Source organism: Emcibacteraceae bacterium (genome assembly GCA_041396985.1).
Taxonomy (GTDB): domain Bacteria; phylum Pseudomonadota; class Alphaproteobacteria; order Sphingomonadales; family Emcibacteraceae; genus Pseudemcibacter.
On sequence record JAWKXO010000006.1, the window covers coordinates 49,900 to 67,832 of the forward strand.

Sequence of the window (17,933 nt, forward strand, 5' to 3'; positions counted from 1 at the left end):
TTGTTAATCACTTTTAGAGTAAAATAAAAAGATGGAAAAAATAATACAGCTCTCACCAACGGATCATCATCCAACCTCATTAGATGAAGGACTTGTTGTTGACGCGGTAGAGAAAAAATACCGAAAAAAAACAGTTCTTCGCGGTATTTCCATGCAGATCAAAAAAGGGGAAGTGATCGGCCTTCTGGGCCCTAATGGTGCCGGGAAAACGACAAGCTTCTACACTATGGTAGGGTTGGTTAAGCCGGACAGTGGCCGAATTCTTCTTGACGGTCATGATATTACACATATGCCAATGTACAGACGCGCCCGGCTTGGCATTGGCTACCTTCCGCAGGAATCATCTATTTTTCGTGGTATGACCGTAGAAGAAAATATCTGGTCCGTCCTGGAAATCTGTGAGCACAATCCGACCAAACGGGCCGAAGCCCTTGAAAGCCTGCTTGATGAATTTGCCATTCAGCATATAAGACAATCCCCTGCACTGGCCCTTTCCGGCGGTGAACGCAGAAGAGCCGAGATAGCCCGTGCCCTTGCATCAGGTCCATCATATATGCTGCTTGATGAACCATTTGCCGGTATTGACCCTATTGCCATTGCCGATATCCGAAATCTTGTCTCTCACCTGAAAGACAGGGATATCGGCGTTTTGATTACAGATCATAACGTCAGAGAAACTCTCGATATTATTGACCGTGCCTATATTATTCATGACGGACAGGTTCTCATGTCCGGAACACCGGAGGAAATTGTAGAGAACGAAGATGTGAAACGCGTATATCTTGGTGAAAATTTCAGTTTGTAATGGGAAAAGTATAAATGGCATTAACGCCTCGCCTTGACATAAAACAATCTCAATCTCTGGTGCTGACACCGCAGCTGCAGCAGGCTATCAAAATGCTGCAGCTTTCAAGCGCTGAACTTGTTGAATTTGTCGCTGAGGAAGTCGCACAAAATCCTCTACTGGAATATGGCGAAAATTCCGACGGCGAAGATGATCGCAGATCAGCCAATAATGGCGATAGTGAGCGCAATGATGAAAAAAACAGCTCCGAAATAGATATATCACAAAAGTCATCTGACGATTATTTGAATGAAACAACCCAGGTTAATACACAGGACGATTCACCACTGGATACTGATTATAGCGAACTGTATGACGATAACAGTTTTTCTGATAATATTGGTACAATGCCTAATGAAAATCTGGGTCTAAATGGCAGTAATATGATCACAGGTGGTGTCGGAAGTTTTGATTTTACCGAAAGTTCTGCTGAACAAAAACAATCCACCGTTCTTTCACTTAAAGCCCATCTTGAAGATCAACTCGCTCTTTTACAGGCACAGCCCTATGAAAAGGTTATTATCCAGTATCTTATCGGGCTGATGGATGAAGCCGGTTATATTAATGAAGAGACAACCCTGATTGCCGATCGCTGTGGATGCAGTGTTGAGGACGTCAATCGCATCTTTGAAATTGCCCAGACTATGGAACCGCTTGGTGTCTTTGCCAGAAGCCTTGGCGAATGCCTTAAAATCCAACAAATCCAGGCTGATCGATATGATCCGGCCATGGCCATTTTTCTTGATAATCTTGAAATGCTGGGCGACCGTAAATTTAATGAACTGAGAAGACTTTGTAGGGTTAGCAAGGAAGACTTTCTTGATATGGTCGAGGAAATCAAAGCGTTAAATCCTAAGCCCGGCCTCGAATATGGTGAAGATATTGTCTATACGGTTGTCCCGGATGTTTATGTCAAAAAGACCCCCAAGGGCACCTGGGCGGTAGAACTTAATAATGACAGTCTGCCAAAAGTCTTAATGAATAATCGTTACCTGAATGAAATAGGTGAAAAAGCAACCAGCAAAAAAGACAAAGAGTATATTGACGAATGCGTTGCAAAGGCTAACTGGCTCGTCAGGGCCCTGGATCAAAGAGCACGGACCATCCTTAAAGTATCCAGTGAGCTGGTTAAGCTGCAAAAGAAATTCCTGGATGATGGCATCCAGTATCTTGCACCGATCAATTTGAAAACGATTGCCGATGCGATTGAAATGCATGAAAGTACAGTGAGTCGGGTTACAGCCAACAAGTATATCTCGACACCAAGAGGGATTTTTGAAATGAAATTCTTCTTCACCAACGCGATCGGATCACTGGACAGTGATAATCAGTATTCATCCAAATCCATTAAATATAAAATTAAACAACTGATCGATGACGAAGACCCTAAGAAAATTTTATCGGATGATAAACTCGTAGAGATTATTAGGGGCGAAGGCATTGATATTGCAAGGAGAACCGTGGCAAAATACAGAGAATCCCTAGAAATCCCGTCTTCAATTATTAGAAGAAGAATGAAGAATCCGGTCCTTTAATTTTAAGCCAAGAGAAAGAATTTACAGATAGCGTTTTTTCTCAACCGGACTGGAAACAACAATAATCATAGGTAAATATGATATATTAAATATGCGGGTATTTCGTGAAAGCTTGACAGACAGGTCACATATCACTAAGTTCCGCGACCTTAATATCGGTGCTGTCATCAGCACGTTCAATATTTAAGCTATCTGAGATAGGATAAGAATTAAAATGAGAATTACGGTTACTGGAAAACAACTTGATGTTGGCGCTTCATTGCAGGAACATGTTCAATCACGGCTTGAAGGCAGTGTAAAAAAATATTTCAGTCATTCAATTGAAGGGGATGTGACCCTTTCTAAAAATGCTCATTTATTCCGTGCGGATTGTAAAATCCATATCGGTCACGGTATTTATCTGCAGTCTAGTGCAGAAGAAACGGAAATATACGCCGCTTTTGACACTGCTGCTGACAAATTGGAAACCCGTTTACGCCGTTATAAAAGACGTATTACAAATCACCATAAAGAACGCAGTAAAGCCAAGGAAGAAATGAATGCGGTCTATAAAGCGAGCTATAATGTGTTTGATGTCTCTGAAAATAAAGAACTCGAAGAAGAAGACAGCATGCCGGTTATTGTCGCCGAAATGGATATGGAAATTCCGGAAGTTACAGTAAGTGATGCTGTTATGAGACTTGACCTTGGTGACCTTCAGACATTAATGTTCCGTAACAGCGGTCATGGCGGCATCAATGTCGTCTATAGAAGACCGGACGGCAATATTGGATGGATTGATCCTAAATTATCATAATAAAAATAATAAGAGACCTTAATCTTAATGGACATTTCAAATTTGATTAATTTGGACCGGATATTTCCTAATCTGAAAGCATCCAGCAAAAAACAATTGTTGCAGGAACTTGGGAATATTGCAAAAGATAAAATCGGCAAACCAGTTTATGAGATCGCCAACGTTCTTATGGAACGAGAGCGACTTGGTTCTACAGGTGTCGGGCACGGTGTCGCCATCCCGCATGGCCGCTTTCCGGATCTTGACCAAATTATCGGAATTTTTGCCAAACTGGAAAAACCGGTAAATTTTGACGCCCTTGACGATCAGCCGGTTGATCTTGTCTTTCTCCTGCTTGTTCCTGAACAGGCAGGAGCCGACCACCTGAAAGCCCTCGCTAAGGTCTCACGCGTACTTCGCGACCAGTCTGTTTGTGAAAAATTGCGCGGCACTGATAGTGCCGATGCAATATATGCCATTCTGACTTCAGCAGCCAGCACGAACAAAGCCGCATAAAAAAACACTCCGTAATGACATTACGGAGTGTTCATTAAATCTATCAAGCTGGAATTTAAAGCGTTTCCCCATCATCCTGCTGGGGCGGGAGTTCATCCCTGTATTTAAACTGCTCTGCCAGTTTTTTATCTTTTTCAGATTCAGGAATTTCACCTTCGGTAACCTCAGGTGGACGAACCCAGCAATCAGTACCCAGTTCCTGTATTTTCTTACAGGCATCACGGGCTTCCTCATAGCTGGTAAGCGGGCCAGCATTCAGACGATAAAAATATCCGGTTGGCTGCGTATCACGATTACCGAAATCAATTTCTGAACGGCGTGGTTCCAGCCCACCGATAATGTCAAAATATTTTGCTTTCAGTTTTTCCCAGCCCGGGCGCAACTCTTCTTTTGTCCGGTAAGCTGCAATCTGTAATGCCCATCCTTCAGGGCCTAAAAGGGCGGGAACACCATCATCGTCTGCTGCCTGCTCAACCACTGCTGGTTCCGGCTCCGGTTCAACAACAGCAACAGGTTCCGGTGGCACTTCTGTCAGCCGTGCAACCGTAATGGCTTTGGTCAGCTGATTATCGTCGTCATTATAAACTTCGTTTGCCGCTTTGGTCTTATCGGTCATATCACTTGGAGACTGATTAAGTACTGAATCAAACCGGTCATCCGTAGGAAGATTGCTCAGCATCCGATAATAATGGAGGTTTTCAGCAGCAATATCAGGTCCACTGTCAATGGAAAGAAGTCGAGAAGACATAATTTCATTTCCAGAAAGTGCATAAGCCATCGCCAAATTCTGACGGTTTGCAGCACCCGCATCCTTATGTTGTGCGGCCTGTTTCAGAATGTTAATCGCTTCGTCGTAGCGTGACTGCAATGCAAGCGATAACCCATAGTTATTCAGAAGTTTCAGATTATCAGGATCAACCGCAAGCCCGTCTTTATAGACTTCAAGTGAAGCTGCACGGTGGCCCTGCATATCCAGGGCAAGGGCCAGAGAACTCATCGCGTCCACATCACGCGGGTTGACGCGTACTGCCTGTTGCAAGAATGGCAAGGCGCGTGTTGGGCGGTTAAGCGCAAGATAGCTGGATCCTAAACCTTTAAGAGCTCTGATATTCTGGCCATTTTTGCCAAGTGCTTTCTGGAAGGTCTCATTGGCTTCATTATACTGACCGATCGCTGCCAGGCTTTCACCTAATCCGATCAACGGTTCTATGTTTGAGCTTTCATAGCTATGAGCGCGACGATAAAGAGGAATTGCTGCGTTATAATCACCCTGTTCGGCCATTTCATTGGCAAGGGCAAGAAAGCTGTTATCTACGACACCAGCCTCTACCGCTTCCATACGGGTTTCACTATCGCTTTGCTTATAAACAGCTGTGGCCTGATTATTTATATTTCCACTGGAACACGCTGTTACCAAAAACGTTAATCCAACAGCAAGAAGAGAATCATATTTGATCCTCTGCTTCATACTTACAGTCAATTTTCTGTCTTCGTTGAGTTGTGTCATTTTCAATTCCATTCGACTTTATCTGTCATTCTTTTTCTTTAATTCGTAAGACAACTACACTCGCCCAAATCACATACTTTTTTGTCTTCATTAAGATACATTTCAAGAGCAGCAGAAATTATTTCCTGACAGCTTTTTCTTGAATGTGCCGCATAAATTCTGAGTTTAAGATGATCTTCCTGTTCCATGCGAAGTGTCATAGCAATCCTTTTAGCGCTTACATCCTTACGACTGGCTGGAACTTCGTCATTTTTCATTTTAACTGATTGCTGACCGGTATTGGTTCTTGCTATCACCTTTGACGCTTTTGGTGCCGCATCTTCATCAAAATCAACATTATTATATTGTCTTTTCTTGACGTTATTGATTTCCTTTACCGCTTCAGCAAATTTGCTGCTATCAGCTTCTTCAGTATAAAAATCTTCTGTCGGATGGGACAATACGCGGTGATGCTGAACCGGATTTAAAGCCTGTATCGTCAGGCGATGATCCGTATGTGCCGGTATGGCAGTCCCTTTTCTCGCCAGGAGTAATCCTGAAAGTCTAGCTTCTTTTTTTACTGAACTCATAACTCTACCCTCTTTTAACCTTCGGCCTGACGGCGACCAAACCCTGTATTCTGAACCGGTGTGCGTCTTAACTGCTGCGCCTGATGCTGAAACACGATCCTTCTGAAATTCTTTTCAAGACGGTCGCTCACATATTCCCATAAATCAGCTATCTCTTTGGAGGACCTAGAGTCCGGATTGATTTCCATAACCGTTCTGCCATCAATCATACTTGATGCGAAATCCGTTCTCTGGTGAATAGTGGCGGGCGAAACTGTTCCATGCTGCGAAAGGGCAATGGCCGCATCGCTGGTAATTCTTGCTCTCGGAGTGGCCGCGTTAAGCACAAACATAAATGGCTTATCGCTTCTATCTGCTAGTTCGACTGTCGCCCCCGCTGCGCGCAAGTCATGCGGGCTCGGGCGGGTCGGGATAATAATAAGGTCGGAAACGGCAATAACACTCTGAATAGCCAGTGTAATGGCCGGTGGCGTATCAATGATGGCCAGTTTAAAGCCCTGCTCACGCAGCTGATCCAGATCTGAAAGAAGCCTTGAAACATTTGTCTGGGCAAAGGCCGGTGTTGGCGCTTCACGCTCATTCCACCATGCTGTCAAACTGCCTTGCGGATCAGTATCAACCAAAACAACTGGTCCGGCACCAGAAAGTTCTGCCTGCACGGCCAAATGTCCGCTTAAGGTCGTTTTTCCTGACCCGCCTTTTTGAGATGTTACCGCTAATACACGCATTTATCTTACCCCGGTTCAAATTAACTAAAATGTGGTAAATTGCGAGAATATACAGACTCGCCCAAACCACCCATCCAATGCATAATGCCTGATATATCTTAATAAATCGTAAAATAGTTAAGGATGATTAAGGTATTAACCCATTGAAAATAAACATTTAATTGTTAAACATTTAATTAATTTCGAGATAATTTTATGAAATTTTGCCCCTCTTCAGGTCATTTTAACGGCAATCATGCCACGAACAGAATTGCATAAATAAACATGATCTGCATCCGTTAAGTCACTGGGAAATAAGATCTTTTCCTGATATTTCTTTGGATCTGACTTTAGTAGGGAATGTCTTAATATACCGCTTAACAAACCACATTGAACCGGTGGTGTAAAAAATATACCGTCTTTTTCAATAAATATGTTGGTATAGCTGCCTTCTGTTACTTCACCACGCTCATTGGTAAATATCACATCAAAACAACCGTGTTCCTTATGGTGTTTATTATATTCCGATACATATTGCCCTCGTAGGGTCGTTTTATGAAACCTAATAGGGTCCTGGCTATCAATAACCAGGTCTGATAATTTAGCTGTTGCCACCACATTATCTGCCATCATTTTTATCTTTTCCGATGTGATGGAAATCGTGCCGGATTTTGCAAGTAGCAGGCGGACTTTATATTTTTGATCCGGGGCATTGGAAATATATTCACAGTGTTCTTTAAGCGAAGCAGCCGCTTCATCCGGATCAAATGAAAAAGAAAAATAACTGGCCGAGCTATGAAGCCTTTGAAGATGTTCTGATAAAAATCCAAATCCATCTTTAGCCGACCAGGACATTGTTTCAATCAGCGCAAAGGACGGATAATCATGTGTAAGAAACTGTGCTTTGAGCAAACATTCGTCATATTCCGATTGCGCCACTGAATCGGCAACGATTGCACCGCCGATCCCAAGCTCTCCTCTGCCATTATTATCAAGCGTAACTGTTCTGATCGGCACGCTGAAACACATATCATTATCCGGCGTAAAATAACCGATGGCGCCTGTGTAAATTCCCCTTTCCCCGTCTTCCAGTTCACTAATGATTTCCTGCGCCCTGATTTTTGGTGCGCCGGTCACAGATCCGCATGGAAAAATTGACGTCATGACGTCAAGGGCCGAAACCTCAGGACCGACTGTCGCTTCGACCGTTGATGTCATGGTAAAAAGGGTTCTGTATTTCTCAACCTCAAAAAGCTTAGCAACCTCAACTGACCCCTTGTCAGCAAATTTCGAAAGATCATTACGTAGCAGATCAACGATCATTAAATTTTCCGCCCGTTCTTTTTCGCTGCTTTTAAGAGCTTCTGAAAAGTCTATATCCTCTTCAGTTGTGCGTCCGCGTCGATGGGTTCCCTTCATCGGTTTCGCGGTCAGTTTACCCCCATTCTTTCTGATAAACAGTTCCGGGCTTAAGGAAAGAACGCTCAAAATATCACTTTCAATAAAGGCCGCATATTCAGCTGCCTGTGCGTCCCGTAATGTTGCATAAAGCGCTCTCGCATCCCCCTTAAAATCAAATTCGGCCTTTTGCGTAAAATTGACCTGATAAATGTCTCCGGCATTTAAATATTTCCGGATCTGATCAAATGATTTCTGATAATTTTCACGGCTCCGGCTTAAATGCAGATTGGCAATATCATAACCATTTTCATCTTTATATGTTTGCCAGTAATAGTCAGCATCCCGGTCATCCAGTTTTTTCCGGCTCTTATATACACCCATATAGATTAGGGGTGTTTTAAGATTTTCCGGTAACCTTGATCTTAGTTTTTTTTCAATATAAAGACCCGCTTCATAGCTGATCCAGCCCGCAACATGAAAATTTTGTTTCAGGTATTGCTTAATCCGTTCAAATGCATTTTCAATTTCTGTAGGATGGTTGGCGACAATCAACTCAATAGGGTTTTCATAAATATAAGCGGCTTCATTATTTTTTCTGGCTCTATTATTTTCCAGAAATAATGAAAGTTTCGGTTTATCGCTCATCATTAAAAACCTTGTCTGACGTCTTATAATAATTAAAGGCACAGTGATCTGCTGTGCCTTTAACTGAAGATAGTGTTATTTCTGCCCTGTGAAAAGCGTAATTATAGGTCTTCGATAAAACTGACCATTCTTTTACGTTCGGCTTCTGTCGGAAGGCGTCCTTTTAGGGCACCAATATTATCAACCACATGATAATCATTTATCGTGCCCGGAATGATGACTGTAATATCCGGATGGCCCAAAATAAATTTCAGGAAAAATTTGCCCCAGCTATCCACACCGAATTCTTTAGCCCAGTCCGGTATGGCCAGCCCTTTCCCGGCTGTTGGCCCGAACAAACGACCCCGTGCAAATGGCACATTGATCATGACCGCTACCCCCTGCTCACGCGCGGCCGGAAGCACACGGTCCTCAATTGATCGGTCAAGCAGATTATACTGGCACTGCATGAAATCCAGCTTATGCGTTTCAATCACTTTCACTGCTTCATCATTCTGACTTTCCCTGAAATGAGTGATCCCCGCATAGCGAACTTTTCCCTCATCCTTAAGGCCATAAATTGTTTCAAGATGGGCCTCGGTATCACGTAGGTTATGAACCTGCAACAGATCAAATCTGTTGGTTCTTAAATCTTCAAAGGACTGGGTGTTCTGATCAATACCGGCCTGCTTTCCAGAAATACTGGTTTTTGTTGCCAGAAAACATTTATCCCGAGCGCCAAGTTCATCAAGGGCACGACCAACTATTTTTTCAGCATCGGCATAGGTCGGGGACGTGTCAATCACCGTTCCCCCTTCACGGAACAGGGCTTCGATGGCGCCTTTTCTTTTACTGAAATCTGCACTTAAATCGCCAAATTCAAGCGCGGTTCCAAGACCAACCGCCGGTATTTTTTCACCGGTGGAATGGATGGTGCGGTGCAGTAATTCATTCGCCTGTGCATTAGCACTTCTGCCAAGGCCCATGCCTGCCAGCAGGCCGCTTCCGACAGCTGCCCCGCTTAATTTTAAAAACTCTTTTCTCGTTAGGTCTTTATGGTTCATTTATATCTCCCAATATTTTTAACAGTTTAATAAGTTTCCCACCCCTTAAGGTTTAATTTCTGTTTCCTTTTCATGGTGCCGTCCCAGTCTCCAGGCCAGCATGGCCCATATAGCCGCAAGTGGCACACCGATCATGGCAATGGCGCCGATGGATAAACCGATTGCTGAACTAAGTCCTGTATAGATCCAGCCGTTGACCACATCACCGCCCCTGAAAACGGCGGTATCGATGAAATTTTTGGCTTTATATTTTTGTTCCCGGCTGACTATGCTGAACAGGTTTTCACGTGACGGGACAAACATACCATATTCCGTGGCCCGTCTTATTGTCTGAAACACAATAAAGACACCAATAACCGGCGACAGGGCCAGAAGCGAAAACCCAATGATGGTCAGGACAGGCAGAACGATTATCCCAACTTTAACGCCATATTTTGAAAGCACAGGACCCGAAATAAAAACCTGGAATATCAAAGCACCGATGGATACATACCGTTCAATCAGTGCAAATATTTTAACCCGTTCTGCCGTATCCGTATAGGCATCATAAATCAATGCCCCCTGCTGGAAATAGGCAAAAGTCGCCGTTAGTGATAACAAAAAAACCAAAAGGCTTATCCCCATAAGATAGCGGGATGTCAGAATTTCTGTAAATCCTGCCAGCGCTCCACCGCCTATGGCCTTTTCATTTGTGTTCTGCTCCTGTCCATTTTTCTGTTCTGCAAGACTTCCACTTCTCAGCTGAATAAGTCTTAAAACACAGAATATTGAAAAAACAAGAACTGCTGCAGAGACCAGCAACAGATTTTCAATTCCAAATTCATCGATCAAAAAAGTGACAAGTAACGGCCCTAAAATACTGCCAATCGTTCCACCGGAGGCAATCATGCCAAACAGTTTTTTGGAATCTCCCGCCTTAAAGATATCAACCATAAAGCTCCAGAAGATTGATACGACAAAAACATTAAAGACGCTGAGCCAGACAAAAAAGACCTTTGCCACGATATCCAGTCTTATTTCCTGAATGAATAAATACCAGAACAGCACAAGATTAAAGATAAAAAATAAATAGATATAAGGAATTAGCTTACGACGCGGAAAGCGTGCTACCAGTGCCCCATAAATGGGCATAACGGCCAGCATCACTAGAAATGTATAGGAAAAAAGATAAGCCAGCGAGCCGGTCCCGCCAGCAATGCCCATGGCATCACGGATCGGACGCAATATAAAATAAGCGGTGAGCAGCGAAAAGAAATATAGAAATGACCACACAAATGCGGCCCCTTCCTTTTCAAAAACACTTAAAAAAGAATTTTTCTGGTCCCCGCTTTTTTCATCAAACCCCATTTCATTCCCCTGATATTTTCTTCTTATACGTAGCAGAACTTATAAAACCTGCAATATTTCGGCAGATTATAGCATAAATCGTAACAGTTTAGAGCGAAATCGGACGAGAGTGCTGTGATTTCGGATTTCAGAGGACAGTAATGGTGCCGTCATTATGAGTAAGCCGCGCACTGCTGCCATTAATTTGCATCAGAACAGCTTTTATGTCTGAAGGTGACATACAGGAAAACGCTGTCGAAAGCGCGTCTGCCGTTGTCGCATCCAATGATGTGACCGTTACGGAAGCATATATCCCACTGCTTTTGCCGGTGTGTGGATCAAACAAATGATGATAATTGCCGGAAGCATCAAACTGATCACCATACCCCCCCGATGTGGCAACGGCACCTGATTTAATTTCTATTACATCAGCAATGGAAACTGCATCAAATGGATCAAGCAGTCCAATTCGCCAGGGTGAACCATCATTTTGCGGTCCACCAGCCCTGTATTCCCCAATATCGACAAGTATATTGTCAAAACCATTTTTCTTAAGATATTCGGTCACTTTATCGGTAATATATCCCTGAGCTATGCCGTTAAAGCTAAGCCCCATTCCCTGTTCTTTAAATACGACAGTATTGTCCTGAATATCTATTTTTTCTGTGCCGATTTTTGATAAAGTTGCTTTTATCTCAATATCAAGACTTTCGCCTTCCGGCTTACCAAAATAATTTTTATATAATGTCCAGAGTGGCTGAATTGAAATATCAAATGCGCCGTTTGTCACCTGATAAAATTGAACCGACTGTTTTAACAGATCCATAAATTCCCCGTCCGGGTTATCCAGTCTGCCAGTCTTATTTAATTTGGATATTTGTGACTCCCGATCATAAAGACTGAAAAGTTTTTCATATTTTCGGATTAATGATCTTGCGCCGGTAATGACTTCTTCTGCTTTCTTTTCATTATCAGAATATAACTGTAATGACGTTTCTGCACCCATGGCCCTACCCTGCCATTCAAAGAACTGCTTGGGCGTTTCTTTTGCAAAAAGTCCAGATGGCGTTGCCAGCACACCCGTTCCCAGCGCCATAATTCTCAGCATCCGTCTACGATTATTCATTATCATTCTTATCCATTAAAACAGAAATAAATGCGACCAAAGGCAAATTTGATGGCCCGCAGACGTGAGCATATTAAAACTATCCGGAAAAGCAAATATTAAAAGTTATCCGCTTGATTTTCCTGATCAGTAAGACTTAAATAAAATCCGGAAAATTGGTTTCTTTACTCGGCTATCGTCCTTTGATATTAATGCGAAAGCCTAATTGGAAATCATTCGCTCTTCCGGTTAAAAGTCCGGATTAAATGTGATGGGAAAAAATATGAAATATCTTAACATTATAGCCGCTGTTTTGATTTTCAGTGCAGTTTCTGTATATGCGCAAGACACATTCCACCCGGCGGAACGGGTCTATAACAGAACGAATGATTATGTAAAAAGTTTCTTTGACGGGGCAATACCAAAAAAATCAACAGTGTGGGTCATCGGTGACCTCCGTGATCATATTAATGAGGTTCTTAACGGGGCAGATAAAACCCCGGTAAGGTACCGATACTGGCGCAAAGGGGGCAGGACCCTATGGGTTCTTGAAAGTGTCGCACGGACCATGCCCATTACCGCCGGTGTCGTTGTTGAAGATGACAAAATAGTCGATATCAGCGTGCTTATTTACAGGGAAAGCCGTGGCCATGAAGTCCAGAGCCGCGCTTACCGCTCACAATATTATGATGCGGCACTGACCGGTGATAATTCGCTTGATAAGCCGATTAATGGCATTTCCGGCTCGACACTTTCATCAAATTCGATGAAACGAATTGCCCGAATTGCCTTGCTGCTACATAAAGATGTTGTGGACGCCGAATGACAATCAAAAAAATTAACCCTGTCTGGAATTTATATTGACCCTACTACACATCATCGTTCTTGCCATCGTGCAGGGCATTACCGAATTTTTGCCCATCAGTTCATCTGGACATCTTATATTGGTTCCGCTTCTGTCCGACTGGCCCGATCAGGGTGTCATGATGGATGTAGGCGTTCATGTTGGCACCCTTGGGGCAGTCATTCTTTATTTTCGCAAAGATGTGTGGCGGCTTTTACATGCCTTCATTCAGATGCTTCTGCTGAAAAAAGACTATAACAGATCCGAACGCACCATGATGCTAGCGATTATCCTTGCCACAGTCCCGGTTATTATATTTGGCGGGCTCTTTTCAGCGATTGGGCTGATTGATAATTTAAGATGCATGGAGGTCATTGGCTGGACATCCATCATTTTTGGTATTCTGCTTTACTGGTATGATACAAAATCACCGGTTAAAATTAATCTTTCCGGTCTTAAATATGGTCATGCCCTGATCATTGGTCTGGCGCAGGTGCTGGCGCTTATTCCCGGGACAAGTCGCTCCGGCATCACCATGACGGCCGCACGGGCCCTTGGTTTTTCCAGAACCACCGCCGCCCACTTTTCCATGCTGCTTTCAATTCCAACCATTCTTGCAGCAGCAACCTTGCTGCTTATTGAACTTTTTACCGGCGATCAACAACCAGCCGTCTCCCTTTCAGAACTTCTCTGGGGGGCGGGCCTTAGCTTTATATCAGCTTTGCTTGCTATTACTTTTCTGATGAAATGGCTGCAAAAATCATCCATGACCCCGTTTGTTTTTTACAGGGTCGGTCTTGGTCTGTTTCTGCTTTATCTTGTATATCTGTAAAGTCTATTTTTTCAGCCATTCAATGAAATTGATTGACGCATCAATCAATTGCGCTCTTGGTTTTTCAAGAAGAGCCGCATGATCACCGCCTTTTAAAACAACCCATTGCTTGTTGGCATTTGGAAATTCCGAAAATGCCTTTGCATGTGATTTTGTTTCTGCCAGTGGGTCAAACTCCCCCTGAAGCAGCAACACGGGCATTGATACTTTTTTCGGGTCAAACTGATTATACTGTTCCTGATTACGCCAGTCAGCCCTGACTGGATCCGCTTCAAGAGAGGCCCGGACATATTCATCGATTGCTTTCTGGCTGATTGATCCAGGCGTGATAAAATCACTTGCTGCCGCTTCTGCTGTATTTTCTTTCATAGGCGGTTTACCATTCTGTATATCGTCCGGATATTTATTTTCATAACGAACCGGATAACCAAACAGGGTCAGACTGGCAAAATTTTCGGGATATAGCTGCGCTGTAAGCTGACTGATCATTGAGCCCATAGACCAGCCCCAGACATTAATTTTCTGTCCTGTCCTTTTCACAAGCCAGTCTAGAACAATTGAGAGATCCTTGGCTGCTCTGTTTGGTGTATTCCAGCCAGTATCATCACGCGGTGTGCCGCCATATCCGCGGGCATCTAGGGCCCAGACACTGTACCCACGCTCATTAAAACCATCCATAAGCGAAAGGTCCTCGCCTTCCACCTGCAAATCAAAGTCCGGAATTGAACTCCAGGTCCGGCCATGATGAAGCAGGATTATTCCTTTCGGATTTTCTACCGACTTTTCCCAGACGGCCATAGGATGACCGTCTGCCATAACTGTATGTTTTGTAGCTGTTTTTGCCTGAGAAAATGCAGTATTGATGCTAATCAGAAACAATACCGGAATTATTATAAATAGTTTAAATTGCTTCATCTTAACACCTCTTATTCCTGTTTAAATCATTGTAGGGTGGTCGCCCAGTTTTTAGCCTGATGATAATTCTGCATCGGCATTACGCTTGATTGTTTCTTACCACCGGATGTTGTAATGGTCAATTTCAGCAAATCATTTTTGCTTAATTGCTCGATGGAATTCAGACTTCCTTCGGGAAACACATAAAGCCTGGCATTTGCCGGTGCTTTTGTTCCGACCTGTGACAATAGCTTTTTATTATTTGAATTTTCTGTTGCTACAATCTCTTTCCTATCAGCCGAATTCGACATAAGTTCAAGATTATAGTTATAGTTTTCCTCATTTTTTTCGTTGGTGCCAATCGGCCCTTCCACAGCTTTATTCTGTCCCGCAAGTTCCGTATTTTCCGGGTTTCTAAATTCCAACGATACGTTCTCTACTTCGCTGTTCAGAACAACCCCTAAATCACCGTTTACTCCGACAACCAGAATACAGGTCGTTCCTTCAAAGTTTCCGCCGCAACCAGGATAGGACACCATCCATGTAACATCCTCTTCCCGCGGCCGATAAGCGAGCCAGTTGGTAAAATCATTTGCCGGGCGGCTGTAAGGATAGCCGTCTTCATCAGCTTTGCTTCCTTCAACAAAGGCCCTTACTGATTTATCCAGATAAAAATAATAATTGAAAATTTCATTGTTATTTGCCGTTGCCTGAATGGCTTCAATACTTTTGGCTGGCCGTGTTTTTATCAGATTTTCATTGGATAGAAACTTCTGCGTTGTCTTTTCTTCAGCAACTTTAATTAATGAGTCTTCATATTTATCCCAGTCTTCCTGACTTGCCTGGGAAAGATAGTTATCCTTGACTTCCAGATACAGATTATCAAGTAGCCCCCACTCCACATCGGTTAAATAATCAAGCAGCATTCCTTGTCCGGCTTCCCCCTTTTTTGCCGTTTCCTGATCAAGCAGATGAATTTGACGGGATAACAGAAGCTGGTTAACCATTGAATCACTTGCTTCCTGCCTGGCCAGCCCGATCAACCCCATAATTTCGGGTGAATTACAGGATGCCCTGCGCGCATAAATTCTTGCTTCTTTCTTGAATTTTTCCACCCGGTCAAGCTTGCCTGAAAAATTAGAATTGGCAAATACAATCTGGCCATTTAACACTTCTGCTTCCAGCCTTGAAAGCAGCGGACAATGTTGGTTCGCCTCTTCAATAATGACCATTGCCTGATATTTTTGAAAAAATTCAGCCTCTTCATCGGACTGTGCAAAGCTTCTGAATGACAACAGATTGAATGCAAAAAACATTACTGCCGCTATTTTAAGCGAACCGACATTCATTAAACTTTTCCTTGCTGTTAACACAGCCGTAAATAAAACTGAAAAATATGGCAAAATTATCATTCTTGACGCTTTAATGAGGATAGTGCCTCATCAATGAGAAATAAATCTGTCAGCATTGCTCTAATATGAATGGATGCGTTCAGATTATCAACAACCTGAGACCCGATTGAAGGCAGGGACAGAACCATTGATACAGCTGTCAGTGACTTTTGTGCATCGGCACGAAGTATTTCTATAAACTGATTAAACTGCTCCGCACCGCTATTTACGGTTTCTTTAACTTCTGCTTCAAAGTCATCCGCAATTGAATCAAGTCCGTCTTTTAATCCGCCCAGATAAACGCGGATTGATGGACCGGCACCACCGCCGGTATATTCAAAATCACGCCCCTGCGCTGCATAGGCCAGCATAAATTCGTAGCCTGTCTCGATTGCATCAATTGACGTACGGAGTTTACTTTTACCTTGTTCACTCATCTTAATTCTTTCTAATACTCAAATTAATAATTAAATATCCCAGCGGTTCGGATCATGGTTTTTGTTAAATTCATCACGCGTAATCCAGCCTTTAAACATAGACCGCAGATACATTGACTTTTCCGGTCTGAGTGAAAAGTAAATATGCAGCATAATCGAACTGACAAATATTAGTGTGGAGAGGCCATGGAAAACATAAATTATTCCCCAGGTTTCTGCCTGAAAAATAAAAGGATTACGCTGCCAGAACGGAGTATCAATTTTTAAAAGCAGCAACCAACCTGTAACAAGCGAAACAAGACTGAACACTGTAATCGCATGGTGCATTAATTTCTGTTCAAGTGAATATTTACCGCCCAAAACTTTTCCACGACCTTCAATAAATTCACGAATATCGGCCACTGAAATCCACATTGATTTTAACTTTTTTGGCGAAAGCGACCGAAAAAGATGAATTAAAACAGCGATTGTCAGGGCAATACCGGCGATCCAGTGTGGTTCAACCCATTCAAATTTAAACCCCAGCACTGGAAGCAATCCCGTCGCCAGTAATATTAAAATACACGCCGCCATTAACCAGTGAAAAACCCGACTGACAGACCCATGCCGAATTATGTGATCTTCATTTTTTTCCATAAGTATTTTTTCGCTGAAAACAGCGCCTTTTTTCATTGTCCCGTTAATTTTGCATCTAGACTTAACTAACTTCAAGTTATATAGTTACATCACCTCATAGCGGGAGGCAAAAAATATCTCAAGAAAAATCACAAAAATATTCTAGAGGTATGGAAACATAGTTGCAGTAGAATCATGTCCAATAGAAAATATTGAGCGTACGGTGGGTTGTTGATGGCATTTTTTATGTCTTATATATATTTGCAACGAAGTATATAGAAATACTAATGTGGAGGAGCACAAATTAATGCAAAAAAAATTCAGTTCAGATCGGTATGATCCTCTGAGCACAGAACGAGATGCGCTATCCCGGCGTACTTTTATTAAAGGCGTAATCGCTGCCGGTACAGTTGCCGGTGCCGCTGGCCTTATGACAGGGTGTTCAGGCGGTGACAGCTCAGGCGGTGGCGCTGGTTCAGTTGAAAGACTTGTAACCATCAATGTTAACGGCAAAGACCGCCCCGTAGATGTTATGCCAAACGAAACCCTTGCCCATACTCTTCGTAACAAACTCGGCCTTACCGGAACTAAGCTCGGCTGTGACCGTGCATCCTGTGGTGCCTGTACCGTAATGATTGACGGCATCACCACATATAGCTGTTCAACATTAACCCACATGGTACGTAACAAAAAAATCGTGACAATCGAAGGTGTAGCTGGTCCAAATGGTGAGCTTCACCCTGTTCAGCAGGCCATGATAGAGGAACTTGCTCCGCAATGCGGATATTGTACCCCGGGCCAGGTTGTTTCAGGCGTAGCTCTCTTACAGCGCAACCCATCCCCGACACGTGAAGAAGTTCGTCATGCACTCTCCGGCAATCTATGTCGTTGCGGCGCCTATAATAATTACATTAACGCTATAGTTAAAGCAGCAGGGAGGGCATAAA

General features: G+C 43.2%; 18 protein-coding genes. 7 read left to right on the forward strand and 11 right to left on the reverse strand.

Features of this window, described 5'->3' with window-relative positions; translation table 11 throughout:
• The first annotated feature begins 31 nt into the window (after positions 1-31).
• The 4 genes from lptB (at position 32) to ptsN (ending at position 3,670) form a co-directional block, all read left to right on the forward strand.
• Positions 32-805: an LPS export ABC transporter ATP-binding protein gene (gene lptB / locus R3D86_14590; protein ID MEZ5759445.1), complete on the forward strand. Its 774-nt coding sequence runs from the start codon at positions 32-34 to the stop codon at positions 803-805.
• Between the two features lie 14 nt (positions 806-819).
• Positions 820-2,379, forward strand: coding sequence for an RNA polymerase factor sigma-54 (gene rpoN / locus R3D86_14595; GenBank protein ID MEZ5759446.1), 1,560 nt, complete (start codon positions 820-822; stop codon positions 2,377-2,379).
• Between the two features lie 214 nt (positions 2,380-2,593).
• Positions 2,594-3,175, forward strand: coding sequence for a ribosome-associated translation inhibitor RaiA (gene raiA / locus R3D86_14600; protein MEZ5759447.1), 582 nt, complete (start codon positions 2,594-2,596; stop codon positions 3,173-3,175).
• A 27-nt stretch (positions 3,176-3,202) separates the two neighbouring features.
• Complete coding sequence (gene ptsN / locus R3D86_14605; protein ID MEZ5759448.1) at positions 3,203-3,670, forward strand: PTS IIA-like nitrogen regulatory protein PtsN; 468 nt, start codon at positions 3,203-3,205, stop codon at positions 3,668-3,670.
• Positions 3,671-3,725: 55 nt separating this feature from the next.
• Here ptsN and R3D86_14610 read toward each other — a convergent pair whose 3' ends face one another.
• The 7 genes from R3D86_14610 to R3D86_14640 form a co-directional block, all read right to left on the reverse strand.
• Positions 3,726-5,177: a tetratricopeptide repeat protein gene (locus R3D86_14610; protein ID MEZ5759449.1), complete on the reverse strand. Its 1,452-nt coding sequence runs from the start codon at positions 5,175-5,177 to the stop codon at positions 3,726-3,728.
• 38 nt (positions 5,178-5,215) lie between these two features.
• On the reverse strand, positions 5,216-5,746 hold the full coding sequence (locus R3D86_14615) for a hypothetical protein (protein ID MEZ5759450.1): 531 nt from the start codon (positions 5,744-5,746) through the stop codon (positions 5,216-5,218).
• A 14-nt stretch (positions 5,747-5,760) separates the two neighbouring features.
• Positions 5,761-6,474: a ParA family protein gene (locus R3D86_14620; GenBank protein MEZ5759451.1), complete on the reverse strand. Its 714-nt coding sequence runs from the start codon at positions 6,472-6,474 to the stop codon at positions 5,761-5,763.
• A gap of 213 nt (positions 6,475-6,687) precedes the next feature.
• Entirely contained in the window at positions 6,688-8,502 is a 1,815-nt protein-coding gene (gene pabB, locus R3D86_14625; GenBank protein ID MEZ5759452.1) for an aminodeoxychorismate synthase component I, read from the reverse strand.
• 98 nt (positions 8,503-8,600) lie between these two features.
• A complete protein-coding gene (locus tag R3D86_14630) occupies positions 8,601-9,542 on the reverse strand; it encodes an aldo/keto reductase (GenBank protein ID MEZ5759453.1) in 942 nt (313 codons plus the stop codon).
• 45 nt (positions 9,543-9,587) lie between these two features.
• Positions 9,588-10,889, reverse strand: a complete 1,302-nt coding sequence (locus R3D86_14635) for an MFS transporter (protein ID MEZ5759454.1) — start codon at positions 10,887-10,889, stop codon at positions 9,588-9,590.
• A 127-nt stretch (positions 10,890-11,016) separates the two neighbouring features.
• Complete coding sequence (locus tag R3D86_14640) at positions 11,017-11,994, reverse strand: FAD:protein FMN transferase (GenBank protein MEZ5759455.1); 978 nt, start codon at positions 11,992-11,994, stop codon at positions 11,017-11,019.
• 262 nt (positions 11,995-12,256) lie between these two features.
• Here R3D86_14640 and R3D86_14645 point away from each other — a divergent pair, with 262 nt between their 5' ends.
• Together R3D86_14645 and R3D86_14650 are read left to right on the forward strand one after the other, a co-directional pair.
• Entirely contained in the window at positions 12,257-12,799 is a 543-nt protein-coding gene (locus R3D86_14645; GenBank protein MEZ5759456.1) for an FMN-binding protein, read from the forward strand.
• Between the two features lie 34 nt (positions 12,800-12,833).
• Positions 12,834-13,649, forward strand: coding sequence for an undecaprenyl-diphosphate phosphatase (locus R3D86_14650; GenBank protein ID MEZ5759457.1), 816 nt, complete (start codon positions 12,834-12,836; stop codon positions 13,647-13,649).
• A gap of 3 nt (positions 13,650-13,652) precedes the next feature.
• On the opposite strand, the gene R3D86_14655 is transcribed toward R3D86_14650, so the two are convergent.
• Genes R3D86_14655 through R3D86_14670 form a run of 4 tightly spaced genes read right to left on the reverse strand, consistent with a single transcriptional unit; the run spans position 13,653 to position 17,043 of the window.
• Positions 13,653-14,564 (reverse strand): alpha/beta fold hydrolase, encoded by a 912-nt coding sequence (locus R3D86_14655; GenBank protein ID MEZ5759458.1) that lies wholly within the window; start codon positions 14,562-14,564, stop codon positions 13,653-13,655.
• A 26-nt stretch (positions 14,565-14,590) separates the two neighbouring features.
• The gene (locus R3D86_14660) at positions 14,591-15,892 is read right to left on the reverse strand and encodes a hypothetical protein (GenBank protein MEZ5759459.1); all 1,302 of its coding nucleotides are present in this window, start codon (positions 15,890-15,892) and stop codon (positions 14,591-14,593) included.
• Positions 15,893-15,951: 59 nt separating this feature from the next.
• On the reverse strand, positions 15,952-16,371 hold the full coding sequence (locus R3D86_14665; GenBank protein MEZ5759460.1) for a hypothetical protein: 420 nt from the start codon (positions 16,369-16,371) through the stop codon (positions 15,952-15,954).
• A 30-nt stretch (positions 16,372-16,401) separates the two neighbouring features.
• Positions 16,402-17,043 carry a cytochrome b/b6 domain-containing protein gene (locus tag R3D86_14670; GenBank protein ID MEZ5759461.1) on the reverse strand — a complete coding sequence of 214 codons (642 nt, stop codon included), beginning with the start codon at positions 17,041-17,043 and terminating at the stop codon, positions 16,402-16,404.
• Between the two features lie 250 nt (positions 17,044-17,293).
• On the opposite strand from R3D86_14670, the gene R3D86_14675 reads away from it, so the two are divergent.
• A complete protein-coding gene (locus R3D86_14675; protein ID MEZ5759462.1) occupies positions 17,294-17,932 on the forward strand; it encodes a (2Fe-2S)-binding protein in 639 nt (212 codons plus the stop codon).
• Position 17,933 lies beyond the last annotated feature (1 nt).

Bases quoted from the DNA above. Each gene is read 5' to 3' on its own strand.
- R3D86_14665 (MEZ5759460.1), bottom strand. From the start codon at position 16,371: ATGAGTGAACAAGGTAAAAGTAAACTCCGTACGTCAATTGATGCAATC.
- R3D86_14615 (MEZ5759450.1), bottom strand. From the start codon at position 5,746: ATGAGTTCAGTAAAAAAAGAAGCTAGACTTTCAGGATTACTCCTGGCG.
- R3D86_14645 (MEZ5759456.1), top strand. From the start codon at position 12,257: ATGAAATATCTTAACATTATAGCCGCTGTTTTGATTTTCAGTGCAGTT.
- rpoN (MEZ5759446.1), top strand. From the start codon at position 820: ATGGCATTAACGCCTCGCCTTGACATAAAACAATCTCAATCTCTGGTG.
- lptB (MEZ5759445.1), top strand. From the start codon at position 32: ATGGAAAAAATAATACAGCTCTCACCAACGGATCATCATCCAACCTCA.
- raiA (MEZ5759447.1), top strand. From the start codon at position 2,594: ATGAGAATTACGGTTACTGGAAAACAACTTGATGTTGGCGCTTCATTG.
- ptsN (MEZ5759448.1), top strand. From the start codon at position 3,203: ATGGACATTTCAAATTTGATTAATTTGGACCGGATATTTCCTAATCTG.
- R3D86_14655 (MEZ5759458.1), bottom strand. From the start codon at position 14,564: ATGAAGCAATTTAAACTATTTATAATAATTCCGGTATTGTTTCTGATT.
- R3D86_14610 (MEZ5759449.1), bottom strand. From the start codon at position 5,177: ATGACACAACTCAACGAAGACAGAAAATTGACTGTAAGTATGAAGCAG.
- R3D86_14630 (MEZ5759453.1), bottom strand. From the start codon at position 9,542: ATGAACCATAAAGACCTAACGAGAAAAGAGTTTTTAAAATTAAGCGGG.
- R3D86_14620 (MEZ5759451.1), bottom strand. From the start codon at position 6,474: ATGCGTGTATTAGCGGTAACATCTCAAAAAGGCGGGTCAGGAAAAACG.
- R3D86_14670 (MEZ5759461.1), bottom strand. From the start codon at position 17,043: ATGAAAAAAGGCGCTGTTTTCAGCGAAAAAATACTTATGGAAAAAAAT.
- R3D86_14660 (MEZ5759459.1), bottom strand. From the start codon at position 15,892: ATGAATGTCGGTTCGCTTAAAATAGCGGCAGTAATGTTTTTTGCATTC.
- R3D86_14675 (MEZ5759462.1), top strand. From the start codon at position 17,294: ATGCAAAAAAAATTCAGTTCAGATCGGTATGATCCTCTGAGCACAGAA.
- R3D86_14635 (MEZ5759454.1), bottom strand. From the start codon at position 10,889: ATGGGGTTTGATGAAAAAAGCGGGGACCAGAAAAATTCTTTTTTAAGT.
- pabB (MEZ5759452.1), bottom strand. From the start codon at position 8,502: ATGATGAGCGATAAACCGAAACTTTCATTATTTCTGGAAAATAATAGA.
- R3D86_14640 (MEZ5759455.1), bottom strand. From the start codon at position 11,994: ATGAATAATCGTAGACGGATGCTGAGAATTATGGCGCTGGGAACGGGT.